Here is a 12,457-nt window from a genome sequence, read left to right as displayed (position 1 = left end):
GCGGTCGAGTCAGCCATCCGGGGCTGACGCTCATCGATGGGGGCAAGGCATGAAGTTCTTCCTGGGCCTGGGCAAGGTCCTCACAATCGCCTTCTGGGGTGTGGTGCTGTTCAATCAGATGGCACCGCAGCCCTTGCCGCTGAACCTCTTGATCAACGCGGCGGGCGGCCTGCTGCTGTGCCTGCACGTACTTGAGGTCCTCTTTTTCAACGGTAGCCTGCGCGGGCGCAGCCACCGCTGGTTCGACCGCCTGCAAATCCTGTTGACCGGTATATTCCATGTCATGTCCATCCCCCGTGCGCAGGAGACGCCACGAAATGCGTAATCTGATGTTGCTTGCCCTGCTGGCTACCCCCCTGGCGCAGGCCCAGAGCCTGGAGGTGGGCGCCAATTCCATGCTGCGCCTGCCGACCAAATCGGCCAGCGTTCACCTGGACCAGCTACGGGTGGGCGACGGCGCTACCCTGATGTTGCCCGCGACCCTGGCCGAGTTGAAAGTGGACAGGCTGGAGCTTGGGCGTGACGCACGCATCGCCATTGCGCCGTCAGACAGCCCGTTGCTGATCGAGGCTGCCAATGCAAGCCTTGAGGCCGGCAGCGAGTTCAGTGCGCCGGGGGCTGCGGGCAGCTACCAGCGTGCGGCACGTTCTGGCCGCGGCCTGGACCTGAAACTGGCGGAGGTGGAAGCGGAGCAGTTGGCCATCGACGCCCGCGGTGGCGCAGGTGCGCCTGGTTATGCGGGGCTCGATGGTGCCAATGGGCAAGCGGGTGGTTGCACGTGGGGGCAGGCCAGCCGCGGTTTCAACGGCGACGATGGCGGTAACGGGCATGACGGGGCGCCTGGCGGGCGTGTGCGCCTGAGCGTGCCGCAAAGCTTCCCCCAGGAGCGCATTGTGGTGCGGCTCGATGGCGGTGCACCGGGCAAGGCCGGCGACGCGGGCAAGGCGGGCAAAGGCGGTGCCAGCAAAGGTTGCCTGGTCTACCGCACCGCAGCGGGCGCCAGCGGGCGGGCTGGGCAAGCGGGCCAGCCGGGCCTGGCTGGCGCCGCCGGGGAGCTGATCCTGCAGCGGCTGTAACCGGCGCCGCGCTCAGGGCATCAGGCGGGCGCTGGCCACTGCCACAACGGCGAGGCCCAGCAACAGGTTCACGCCCACCATCCGCCTGATCCGCCCCAGCACCGCTGCACCGGTGGCCCAGTCCTGGGCTTGCACAGCGGTTTTGAGTTCCGGCAGCAGCAGGGCCTGTATACGCAGAAACAGGGCGAACATGACGATGCCGCCGCCTATCATTACCTGAATGTAGCGTGGGGCGGTTTCGAAGCCGTTGAAGCGCATGTGCAACATGCCAACACCTGTTATCGCCAAAACCGCCACAGCCACCCAGACCCAGCCGAAGAAGCGTCGGAAAACTTCCACCCACAGGCGCAGCCGCGCAGGCCCTTCCAGGGCTGCAACCGTTGCAGGGCGCAGCACCAGCCAGGCGAAGAACATGCCGCCGACCCATATCAGGGCAGCCAGAACATGCAATGTGTAGGGCAGGGCAAAGGCGGCCATCCGGATCTCCATGCGGCATAAAGGGCAAGAGCGGGGTATGATAGCCGCCCAATGCGCAACACTGAAAATATATCCAGCCCTCCGGGCGCCTGCAGACCATGATCAGCAACGAACTCAAAGCCACCATCCAGGGCGCCTATACGCGTTTTCTCGAAGCCAAGAGCCTCAAGCCACGCTACGGTCAGCGCCTGATGATCGCCGAAGTGGCCAAGGTCCTCGGCGACATCGCCTGCGACGATGAAGGCCGCCGTGCCGGCGAGCCTGCCGTCGTGGCCGTGGAAGCGGGTACAGGTACCGGCAAAACAGTTGCCTATAGCCTCGCGGCCATTCCGGCAGCCAAGGCGGCCGGTAAGCGCCTGGTCATCGCTACCGCCACCGTGGCGCTGCAGGAGCAGATCGTCTTCAAGGACCTGCCCGACCTCATGCGCAACAGCGGGCTGAACTTCAGCTTCGCCCTGGCCAAGGGGCGTGGCCGCTACCTGTGCCTGTCCAAGCTGGACATCCTGGTGCAAGAGGGCCACGCACAGACATCCCAGGCCCAGTTGCTCGAAGAAGAAGGCTTTCGTATCGACGTTGATGAGCGCAGCCTGAAGCTGTTCAACAGCATGATCGAGAAGCTGGCCGGCAACCGCTGGGATGGTGACCGCGACAGCTGGCCCGAAACCCTGGAAGACGAAGACTGGGCGCGGCTTACCACCGACCACAGCCAGTGCACCGGCCGCCACTGCCCCAACTTCCAGCAGTGCGTCTTCTACAAGGCGCGCGAGGGCATGGGCAAGGTGGATGTCATCGTCACCAACCATGACATGGTCCTGGCCGACCTCGCGCTGGGCGGCGGGGCGGTGCTACCTGCCCCGCGCGACACTATGTACGTGTTCGACGAAGGCCACCACCTGCCCGACAAGGCCATCGGCCACTTTGCCCATTATTCGCGCCTGCGCTCCACCGCCGACTGGCTGGAACAAACGGCCAAGAACCTGACCAAGCTGCTGGCCCAGCACCCGCTGCCGGGCGACCTGGGCAAGTTGATCGAGCAGGTGCCCGAGCTTGCCCGGGAAATCCGCACCCAGCAGCAGTTCATGTTCACCCTGTGCGAACAGGTTGCCGACTTCCGCCCAGGCGAAGATAACGAGGGGCGCGAGCGCCCGCGTTATCGGTTCCCGGGTGGGGTGGTGCCGGAGCAGATCCGTGAGGTGGGAGTGGAGCTGAAAAAGGGCTTCAGCCGCCTCAACGACCTGTTCACTCGCCTGACTGACCTGCTCAAGGAAGGCATGGGGGGTGAGGTGAGCATCGGCATTGCCAGTCACCAGGCCGAAGAGTGGTACCCGCTGTTCGGCAGCCTGCAAACACGTGCCCAGGGCAACTGGGAACTGTGGACGGCGTTCACCGCCGAAGACCCGGAGGACAGCCCGCCGATGGCGCGCTGGCTGACCCTGGCCGAAACCGGTGCGCTGTTCGATATCGAGGTCAACGCCAGCCCCATCCTGGCGGCCGAGATGCTGCGCCGCAACCTGTGGAACGTCGCCCATGGCGCACTGGTCACTTCGGCGACGCTGACTGCGCTGGGCAAGTTCGACCGCTTCCGCATGCGTTCCGGGTTGCCACGCGATGCCGTCAGTTGCGTGGTGCCCAGCCCGTTCGTGCATGGCGATGCCGGCCTGCTGCGGGTGCCGGACCTCAAGGCCGACCCCCGGGATGCCGCGGCCCACACCGCCGCCATCATCCGTGAACTGCCCAACATCGTCGAAGACGCGCGCGGCGCGCTGGTGCTGTTCTCTTCCCGCAAACAGATGCAGGACGTGTTCGATGGCCTGGACCGGGACTGGCGCAAGCTGGTACTCATCCAGGGCAACCTGTCCAAGCAGGAAACCCTCAACAAGCACAAGGCGCGGGTCGACGACGGTCAGCACAGTGTGCTGTTCGGGCTGGCCAGCTTTGCCGAAGGGGTGGACTTGCCGGGCGCCTATTGCGAGCACGTGGTTATTGCCAAGATCCCGTTTGCTGTACCGGATGACCCGGTAGAGGCCGCCTTGGCGGAGTGGATCGAGGCCCGTGGTGGCAACCCGTTCATGGAAATCGCCGTACCCGATGCGTCGTTGCGCCTGATCCAGGCCTGCGGCCGGTTGCTGCGCACTGAACAGGACCGCGGCATCATCACCTTGCTTGACCGGCGCCTGGTTACCCAGCGCTATGGCAAGGCTATTCTCAATGCGCTGCCGCCGTTCAGGCGGGAGATTTGCTGACAGCTGGAGCACTTGCGCCGGCACGTTGTCCATTTACTCAGTCGTGGGCCATGAGGGCCCTGAAGGAGAGACCCATCCCTATGGTCCGCCGCACCCTGCCTGCTGTTTTCGCCCTGTTGTTCAGTTCGCCTTTACTGGCGGGGCAGCAGACGCTGTTCAGTTTCGTGCGCCCGGCCTCGGTGGTGAATGTTGCGACGGTGGATGCCGGCCTGCCACAGTACAACGCCGAGCAGACGGCGGGCGGTGAGGTGTTGCGGCGGGTGGTATTCAACCCGGCCGAGCGGCCGACCCTGCGCTTGAGCCCGCAGAGCGGCGTGTGGGACTGGTCCGCCGGGCGCTGGCTGACGTTGCGCCTGCAAAGTGGCATGGATTGGGCGCTGACTGTGGATGTGACCGTGCAAGGCAGCGATGGCCGTACGCTGACGAGCAGGATTGACGTGCCCGCAGGGCCTGCGCAAACCGTGATGGTGCCGCTGGCCGCCAGCTCGCCATCGAGCCAGGGTATGCGCGCCGGCCCGCCCATGCCGTGGAACTTTGGCGGCCAGCGCCTGCTGCTGGCCAGCAGTGCGGGTGCACTCGACCTCAAGCAGGTGGCGTCGGTCAGCCTGAGCATTCCCGGCCCCAAGGTGGCCCAGAGCCTGTTGATCGAGCGCGTCGGCATTCAGGATGACGACCAGGCGTATCAGGCCGCCTACCGTGACCTGATCGACAGCTATGGGCAGTCTACCCGCGCCAACTGGCCAGAAAAGGTCGCCAACGACGACCAGCTCAAGGCAGCCGATGGCCGTGAACAGCAGCAGTTGAAGGCCTGGCTGGCAGAGCGTGGCAAGCAGCCACTGGATGATTTCGGCGGGCTGATGGCGGGGCAGGCATTCGAGGCCAAAGGGTTTTTCCGCACTGAAAAACGCGATGGGCGCTGGTACCTGGTAACGCCGCAAGGCCACCCGTTCTATTCGCTGGGTGTCAACGCCGTGGCTGCGGACGGCGGGCGAACCTATGTGCAGGGCCGTGAGGGCATGTTCAAGGGCTTGCCTGAGGCCGGCAGCCTGCTTGCTGCCTTCTATGGCGAAGGCAACAACGACGATGGCAATGCTTCTTCAGCGGGGCGCAACTTCAAGAAAGGGCGCTGGTTTGACTTTTACGCGGCCAACCTGCAACGCACTTACGGCAAGCCATGCCCGCCCACCGGGGCTGAGCAACCGGCCAACTGCCCACCCGCCGCACGGGATGCTGCCCGCTGGCAGGGCCATGCACTGGACCGGCTCCAGGCATGGGGCTTCAACACCCTGGGCAACTGGAGCGACCCGGCGTTGATCGAGGCCGAGCGCATGCCTTACACCCTGCCGCTGTCGATCGTTGGGGATTACGCCAGCATCAGCACCGGCATGGACTGGTGGGGCAGCATGCCGGACCCGTTCGACCCCCGTTTCGCCATGGCCACCGAGCGTGCGGTCGCCATCGCTGCCCGGGATCACCGCGACGACCCTTGGCTGGTCGGCTACTTCGCCGACAACGAGCTGGCCTGGGCAGCCCCCGGCGCCGACCCCAAAGCACGCTATGGGCTGGCCTACGGCACCTTGCGCCTGACCACCGACGTGCCGGCCAAGCGTGCGTTTCTCAAGCAGTTGCGCGACAAGTACCGCAACCAGGAGGGCCTGTCCAAGGCGTGGGGTATTGAGTTGAGCGCCTGGGAACTGATGGAAGACCCGGGTTTCGAGGGGCCATTGCCCAGCCCGGAGCACCCGGAAATCGAGCGTGACTACCAGTACTTCCAGCAGGTATTTGCCGAAACCTACTTCAAGACCATTTCCGACTCGTTGAAATGGCACGCGCCCAACCACCTGTTGCTGGGCGGCCGTTTTGCGGTAAGCACACCAGAGGCGGTGAAAGCCTGTGCCGAGTTCTGCGACGTGCTCAGCTTCAATTTCTATACGCTCCAGCCGCAGGATGGTTACGACTTCGCCCACCTGGCCGAGCTGGACAAGCCGGTACTGGTCTCGGAATTCCAGTTCGGCTCGCGTGATCGCGGCCCGTTCTGGCCAGGCCCACTGGAAGTGGTGCGCGAAGAGGACCGTGGCCCCGCCTACGGTCGTTTCCTCAAGGCCGCCCTCAGCCAGCCGATGATCGTGGGCGCACACTGGTTCCAGTACCTGGACCAGCCCGCCAGCGGGCGGCTGCTTGATGGCGAAAACGGTCATCTGGGGCTGGTCGCCATTACCGACGTGGCCTACCCGGGCTTTGTCGAGGCGGCGCGCAGGAGTAACCTGGAGGCCTTGGCCCAGTTGCGTGTGCACCTGGAGCAACCCAAGGCGCAGTGACCGGTTTGCAAAACGCCCAACTACTGAAACAATGCACGCCATTTTCGCAATGTGCCGTACGGAGAACAGCGGGTGCAGATCCAGGGTCACTATGAACTGAAGTTCGAAGCGGTGCGCGAGGCGTTCGCCGCCCTGTTCGACGACCCCCAGGAGCGGGGTGCCGCGCTGTGCATCCAGGTGGGTGGCGAGACGGTCGTGGACCTGTGGGCGGGCACTGCCGACCGGGACGGGCAGCAGGCCTGGCACAGTGACACCATCGCCAACCTGTTTTCATGCACCAAGACCTTCACCGCGGTCACGGCCTTGCAATTGGTGGGCGAGGGCAAGCTCGACCTGGATGCACCGGTCGCCAATTACTGGCCTGAATTTGCCCAGGCTGGCAAGCAGGCGATTACCCTGCGCCAATTGCTCAGCCACCGGGCCGGGCTGCCTGCTATCCGTGAGGTGCTGCCTGCCGAGGCGCTGTACGACTGGCAGGCCATGGTCGATGTGCTGGCCAGAGAGGAGCCCTGGTGGGTGCCGGGTACCGAGCACGGCTATGCGGCCATCACCTACGGGTGGCTGATCGGTGAGCTGATCCGCCGCGCAGACGGGCGCGCGCCGGGTGATTCGATCGTAGCGCGCACGGCTCGCCCCCTGGGCCTGGATTTCCATGTTGGCCTGGATGACCAGGAGTTCGCGCGGGTGGCCCACATCGCCCGAGGCAAGGGCAACCCGGGCGACGAAGCGGCGCAGCGGCTGCTGCAGGTAACCCTGCGCGAACCACACGCGTTGTCGACCCGCGCCTTCACCAACCCCCCGGCCATCCTTACCAGTACCAACAAGCCGGAATGGCGGCGCATGCAGCAGCCGGCCGCCAATGGCCACGGTAACGCACGAAGCCTTGCCGGGTTCTATGCGGGCTTGCTGGACGGCAGCCTGCTGGAGTCCGAGTTGCTTGACGAGCTTACCCGCCAGCACAGCCTGGGCCAGGACCGCACCCTGCTGACCCAGACGCGCTTTGGCCTGGGCTGCATGCTCGATCAGCCCCAGGTGGCCAACGCCACCTTCGGCCTGGGTGCCCGCGCCTTCGGCCACCCGGGTGCCGGCGGCTCGGTGGGGTTTGCCGACCCTGAACATGATGTAGCCTTCGGGTTCGTCGTCAACACCCTGGGGCCCTACGTGTTGATGGACCCGCGGGCGCAGAAACTGGTGCAGGTACTTGCGCAATGCCTTTGATCGGGTAATGCGAGTATTGCCCAGGCTCTTTGACTATCCTCAATGCCAATGCCTGAAGAGTGTGGGCAAAATTTCTTTCTAATTCATGGTGTATCGCTGATGTCTTCACATAAAACCTTAGCACTCGCCCTGTGCCTGGCCGCTGTTACCGGCTGCGCCAGCCAATCCCAGGGCACCGCCAAAAGTGCCAGTTCGAGCTGGTGGCCGTTCGGTTCGGACAAGGTCGCCGACCAGGAAGTGAAGCAGGCGGTCACCGAGAATGTGGCCAAGGCTGACGCCAAGTCCAGCAGCGGCAGCCGTTGGTGGTGGCCGTTTGGCAACGAAGAAAAACAGGCAGAGGGCCCGGTGGTGCCGAAGATCGACCAGAAGGCCACCCAAGCCTGGCTGGACGAGTACGAGCCCAAACTGCGCGAGGCGATCAAGGACAGCAAGCTGGAGCTGGAGCGGCGCGACAACGTGCTGGTCGTAACGCTGCCGGTGGACGGTTCCTACAACCCGGACCGCCCGAACATGCTGCTGCCCATGACCCTGGGGCCGATCACCCGCGTGGCCAAGACGGTGGAAGGTGACCCCAAGACAGCCGTGCTGGTCCTGGGCCACGCCGATACCAGCGGTGTGCCAGTAGCCAACCAGAAGCTCAGCCTGGAACGCGCTGCTTCCGTGTCTGCCATCTTCCGCCTTAGCGGTTTGCAGCGTGATCGGTTGATACTCAAGGGCATGGGTTCGGTGATGCCGCGTGCCGCCAACGACAGTGCAGAAGGCCGCGCCCTCAACCGCCGTGTGGAAATGCTGCTTACCCCGCAAAACACCATGGTCGCACTGCTGACCAAATATCAGCAGGCAACCCCGGCACCGGCGCCGGCGTCCATGGTCGCGGCGCAGGATGCCAAGGCCCCGATTAGCAAGGCGGCCGAGAGCAAGCCTGCGGCCAAGAGCGCAACCAAGGCCGCGGCCAAGAAGCCAGCAGCCAAGGCCAAGGCGTCTGCCAAAGCACCCGCCAAGAAAAAAGCCGCCCCGGCCAAGCCGGTGGCCAAAAAGGCTACCACCGACAAGAAAGTAGCTGCCAACAGCCCTGCGAAGACCAACTGATCGTCAAGGAACGCAGCAATGACCCAAACCCTGGCCGATATGCGCCGCGACTACACCCGTGATGGCCTGGCCGAGGCCCAGGCCCCGGCGGAGCCTTTTGCCTTGTTTCACCAATGGTTCGGCGACGCGGTAAAAACCGAACAGGCGCCTGTCGAGGCCAATGCCATGACCCTGGCCACGGTGGACGGTGAGGGGCGCCCGCATTGCCGGGTGTTGCTGTTGAAAGGGCTGGACGAGCGCGGTTTCACCTTCTTCACCAACTACGACAGTGCCAAGGGGCAGCAACTGCGGCAAAACCCGTTTGCCGCGATGACCTTCTTCTGGCCGGCGCTGGAGCGCCAGGTGCGTATTGAAGGCCGGGTGGAGAAGGTAACGGCCAAGGAGTCCGACGACTATTACCAGGTGCGCCCCATGGGCAGTCGCCTGGGCGCCTGGGCCTCGCCTCAGAGCCAGGTCATTGCTGGCCGTGAGGCTCTGGAGGCCCTGGTCATGGCCACCGAAGCGCGCTTTTCCGACACCCAGCCCCATTGCCCGGAACACTGGGGCGGGTACCGCCTTCTGCCGGAGCGAATCGAGTTCTGGCAAGGGCGTGCAAGCCGGTTGCACGACCGCTTGAACTACCGCAGTGTCGATGGGCAATGGCTGCGGGAGCGCCTGGCGCCCTGATGCCCAGGGCTGCATGGCGGCCCCTCGTCAGCTCAGCCGGGGTAGGCGGCCGCCTCACGTTGCAGCCACCCGGCCAGCTGCTTGCGCTTCACCTTCTCCACGCGTGCCTGCTGCAACCTTTGCAGCATGTACGCCTGCTTTTGCGGGTCCGTGCCGGCCAGCGACAGCGCCAGGTCGCGGTCCATCCAGCGGCGCATGCGCACGTACAACCACCCATGGAAATACAGCCCCGCAACGGTGGCGACCACGACGATGAAGTAATCCATGGCTATCCTTGGTCTGAATTGAATGGCTGCATGCAGCGGTGCGTCTGTACGCCAGCTGAATGAAAACAATTTTATGACGTTTGCGTCGTGACAGCCGTCAACGTGCAGCGTCTAATGAACACCTGACCTCTGGAGATTGTACCCATGCGTAAATCCGCTTTGCTGTTGGCGACCTTTACCACCATGTCGTTGCTGCTGGGTGGCTGTGCCTCAAGCCTGAGCGGTGACAGCTATTCGCGCGACGAAGCCCGCCGTGTTCAAACCGTGCGTATGGGCACCATCGAATCGCTGCGCCCCGTCAAGATCGAAGGCACCAAGACCCCAATCGGCGGCGGCGCTGGCGCCGTTGTCGGTGGCCTGGCCGGTAGCGCCGTGGGCGGTGGGCGCGGCAGTATCGTAGCGGCCGTTATCGGTGCTGTGGCGGGTGGCCTTGCTGGCTCTGCCGCCGAAGAAGGCATTACGCGCACCCAGGGTGTAGAAATCACCGTGCGTGAAGACGACGGCAGCATGCGTGCCTATGTACAGGCCGTGCAGGAAAACGAAATCTTCCGTGTGGGTGACCGGGTACGCATCATGACCGTCGATGGCACCAGCCGCGTATCCCACTGACGAGCGGCACGCAGTAAAAACCCCGAGCTGGCATGGGCCAGCCGGGGTTTTTTTTCTGCCTGCTAAAGGGCAGCCGCGCGCGAAACCTTGTTAGAGGCCAAGCATATCCCGGGCAACTGCCTCGGCAATACGAATCCCGTCGACGCCTGCCGACAGAATGCCGCCTGCGTAACCTGCGCCTTCACCTGCTGGGAACAGCCCCTTCATGTTCAGGCTCTGGAAGCGTTCGTCACGGGTGATGCGCAGCGGTGACGAGGTCCGCGTCTCGATGCCGGTGAGCACGGCGTCGTGCAGGTTGTAGCCTTTGATCTGCCGGTCGAACGCCGGCAACGCCTCGCGGATAGCTTCGATGGCGAACGCTGGCAGGCTGGGGGCAAGGTCGCCCAATGTGACACCCGGCTTATAGGACGGCTCTACGCTGCCCAGCGCGGTCGACGGGCGGCCTGCGACAAAGTCCCCCACCAACTGCGCCGGGGCCTGGTAGTTGCTGCCGCCCATCACGTAAGCGTGGGCTTCCAGGCGCTCCTGCAGTTCGATACCGGCCAGGGGGCCGCCCGGGTAATCGCGCTCGGGGTCGATGCCCACGACGATACCCGAGTTGGCATTGCGCTCGTTACGCGAGTACTGGCTCATGCCGTTGGTGACCACACGGCCCGGTTCGCTGGTGGCCGCTACCACGGTGCCCCCCGGGCACATGCAGAAGCTGTAGACAGAACGGCCATTCTTGGCGTGGTACACCAGCTTGTAGTCGGCTGCGCCCAGCTTCGGGTGGCCGGCATACTTGCCTAGCCGAGCCTTGTCGATCAGGGTTTGCGGGTGCTCGATACGAAAGCCTACTGAGAACGGCTTGGCCTCCATGAACACGCCCTTTGCGTGCAGCATGCGGAACGTATCGCGCGCACTATGGCCCAGCGCCAGAACGACATGGCGGGCGTGCAGCTGCTCACCGCTTTCCAGTACCACGCCGGTCAGCTGGTCGCCTTCGCTAAGCAGGTCGGTGACCTTCTGTTCGAAGCGTACTTCGGCACCCAGCGCGATCATTTCCTGACGCATCTGCTCGACCATGCCGGTGAGCCGGAACGTGCCGATGTGGGGCTTGTTGATGTACAGGATCTCGTCCGGTGCACCGGCTTTGACGAACTCTTCCAGCACCTTGCGGCCGTGGTGCTGCGGGTCTTTGATCTGGCTGTACAGCTTGCCGTCGGAGAAGGTGCCGGCGCCGCCTTCGCCGAATTGCACGTTGGACTCCGGGTTGAGCACACTTTTACGCCACAGGCCCCAGGTGTCCTTGGTGCGCTGGCGCACTTCCTTGCCACGCTCGAGAATGATCGGCTTGAAGCCCATCTGTGCCAGCAGCAGGCCCGCGAAAATGCCGCAGGGGCCAAACCCGACCACGATTGGACGTTGCGGCAGGTTGGCCGGCGCCTGGCCCACGTATTTGTAGGTGACGTCAGGTGCCACAGTGATGTTGCGATCGTCAGCGAACCTGGCCAGCAGTTCGTCTTCGTTGCTGGCGTGCAGGTCGATGGTGTAGATGAACAGCAACTCGCTGTTTTTCTTGCGTGCATCGTAGCTGCGCTTGAACAGGTTGAAGCTGAGCAACTGCGCGTCGGCAATGCCCAGGCGCTGGACAATGGCCTCGCGCAGCGCTTCGTCGGGGTGGTCCAGGGGCAGCTTCAGTTCGGTGATTCGTAGCATGGCAGGGTCCAGTATCCCGGCCATTGGGCGGCCGGCGGCTTAACACAAACCGCCAAGTATAAGCTGTTAGCCGCCCTGACTGGCAGGTTTAAAGCACCCGGTCATCAGTCGTCGCGCGCGCCGCCATAGTAACCGCAGCCTTGCAGGGTGGTGCCATCGATACGCAGTTCGGCCCGCAGATGGTTGACGGTACCGGTGGCCGGGTCTACGCAGCGCTGTGGCGCAACCCACAGTTCTACCTGTTGCCCATTGGCCTCGCTGGTCAGGGTCAGGCCGCCGCCGGGTACCTGTTCCTCCAGAAAGGGCAAGGGCAGGGGAGGCTGGCCGGCGCGGTTCAGCACCATGCCACGGCCGCTGGCCTTGAGGTCCCAGTCAGGTGTGTGCCCGCTGGCGCGCAAGGTGAGTTGCTTGAAATTCGGGTCTGCACAGGCGCCGGCAGTGGACTCCACTCGGTACAGGCGTCGTACATCCAGTTGGCCATCGGTATTGGCCTGCTTGCTGCCGGTCAGGCGCCCCCGCACGTCGGCGAACAGCGTGTCGTTGGCGCTTTTGGCAAGGTTGGCGGCTTCTTGCAGGATGCCGGTAGCCGCGGCATCGTTGACGATGAACGAACGGCTTTCGTTGCACGGTTTGAACAGCAGGTGGCCGCCGGCGGCGCGCAGTTCACCTTGCATGCGGGTAGTGCCTACATTGGGGTCGGCAGGGGCTTCACCCATGAGTTGGCAGCCGGCGAACAGGGGCAGCAGTGCCGTGATGAGCAGGGTGGGGGTGAGGCGCATGGGGCGGGCTCCGGAGAA

12 protein-coding genes are annotated in these 12,457 nt (G+C 64.3%); 8 read left to right on the top strand and 4 right to left on the bottom strand.

Annotation, left to right across the window (positions count from 1 at the left end; all coding sequences use genetic code 11):
* The first annotated feature begins 49 nt into the window (after nt 1-49).
* Both IAE38_RS12210 and IAE38_RS12205 read left to right on the top strand, forming a co-directional pair.
* On the top strand, nt 50-325 hold the full coding sequence (locus IAE38_RS12210; protein WP_028633219.1) for a DUF1145 domain-containing protein: 276 nt from the start codon (nt 50-52) through the stop codon (nt 323-325).
* Complete coding sequence (locus IAE38_RS12205) at nt 318-1,076, top strand: collagen-like protein (protein WP_201164419.1); 759 nt, start codon at nt 318-320, stop codon at nt 1,074-1,076. Before IAE38_RS12210 ends, IAE38_RS12205 begins: the two co-directional genes overlap by 8 nt.
* Before the next feature lie 12 nt (nt 1,077-1,088).
* Here the strand turns inward: IAE38_RS12205 and IAE38_RS12200 are convergent, their stop codons facing one another.
* Nucleotides 1,089-1,553, bottom strand: a complete 465-nt coding sequence (locus IAE38_RS12200) for a CopD family protein (RefSeq protein ID WP_201217749.1) — start codon at nt 1,551-1,553, stop codon at nt 1,089-1,091.
* A gap of 98 nt (nt 1,554-1,651) precedes the next feature.
* Here IAE38_RS12200 and dinG point away from each other — a divergent pair, with 98 nt between their 5' ends.
* From dinG to pdxH, 5 genes are all read left to right on the top strand, one after another.
* Entirely contained in the window at nt 1,652-3,796 is a 2,145-nt protein-coding gene (dinG, locus tag IAE38_RS12195) for an ATP-dependent DNA helicase DinG (RefSeq protein ID WP_201164417.1), read from the top strand.
* 80 nt (nt 3,797-3,876) lie between these two features.
* Nucleotides 3,877-6,114, top strand: a complete 2,238-nt coding sequence (locus tag IAE38_RS12190) for a beta-galactosidase (RefSeq protein WP_201217747.1) — start codon at nt 3,877-3,879, stop codon at nt 6,112-6,114.
* Nucleotides 6,115-6,186: 72 nt separating this feature from the next.
* Nucleotides 6,187-7,332, top strand: a complete 1,146-nt coding sequence (locus IAE38_RS12185) for a serine hydrolase domain-containing protein (protein WP_201217745.1) — start codon at nt 6,187-6,189, stop codon at nt 7,330-7,332.
* Between the two features lie 99 nt (nt 7,333-7,431).
* On the top strand, nt 7,432-8,421 hold the full coding sequence (locus IAE38_RS12180) for an OmpA family protein (protein ID WP_201217743.1): 990 nt from the start codon (nt 7,432-7,434) through the stop codon (nt 8,419-8,421).
* Nucleotides 8,422-8,439: 18 nt separating this feature from the next.
* Nucleotides 8,440-9,087, top strand: coding sequence for a pyridoxamine 5'-phosphate oxidase (gene pdxH, locus IAE38_RS12175; protein ID WP_201217742.1), 648 nt, complete (start codon nt 8,440-8,442; stop codon nt 9,085-9,087).
* Between the two features lie 32 nt (nt 9,088-9,119).
* On the opposite strand, the gene IAE38_RS12170 is transcribed toward pdxH, so the two are convergent.
* Nucleotides 9,120-9,353, bottom strand: a complete 234-nt coding sequence (locus tag IAE38_RS12170) for a hypothetical protein (RefSeq protein ID WP_028633211.1) — start codon at nt 9,351-9,353, stop codon at nt 9,120-9,122.
* A gap of 144 nt (nt 9,354-9,497) precedes the next feature.
* On the opposite strand from IAE38_RS12170, the gene IAE38_RS12165 reads away from it, so the two are divergent.
* Nucleotides 9,498-9,962 (top strand): glycine zipper 2TM domain-containing protein, encoded by a 465-nt coding sequence (locus IAE38_RS12165; protein WP_028633210.1) that lies wholly within the window; start codon nt 9,498-9,500, stop codon nt 9,960-9,962.
* A gap of 90 nt (nt 9,963-10,052) precedes the next feature.
* On the opposite strand, the gene IAE38_RS12160 is transcribed toward IAE38_RS12165, so the two are convergent.
* Nucleotides 10,053-11,660 (bottom strand): NAD(P)/FAD-dependent oxidoreductase, encoded by a 1,608-nt coding sequence (locus IAE38_RS12160; protein WP_028633209.1) that lies wholly within the window; start codon nt 11,658-11,660, stop codon nt 10,053-10,055.
* 104 nt (nt 11,661-11,764) lie between these two features.
* Nucleotides 11,765-12,439, bottom strand: coding sequence for a COG3650 family protein (locus tag IAE38_RS12155; RefSeq protein WP_201217741.1), 675 nt, complete (start codon nt 12,437-12,439; stop codon nt 11,765-11,767).
* Nucleotides 12,440-12,457 lie beyond the last annotated feature (18 nt).

It is taken from the genome of Pseudomonas sp. S32 (assembly GCF_016648095.1).
Taxonomy (GTDB): Bacteria; Pseudomonadota; Gammaproteobacteria; order Pseudomonadales; family Pseudomonadaceae; genus Aquipseudomonas; species Aquipseudomonas parafulva.
Note: the sequence above shows the minus strand (reverse complement) of the source record. Positions and strands in the feature narration are given on the sequence as shown.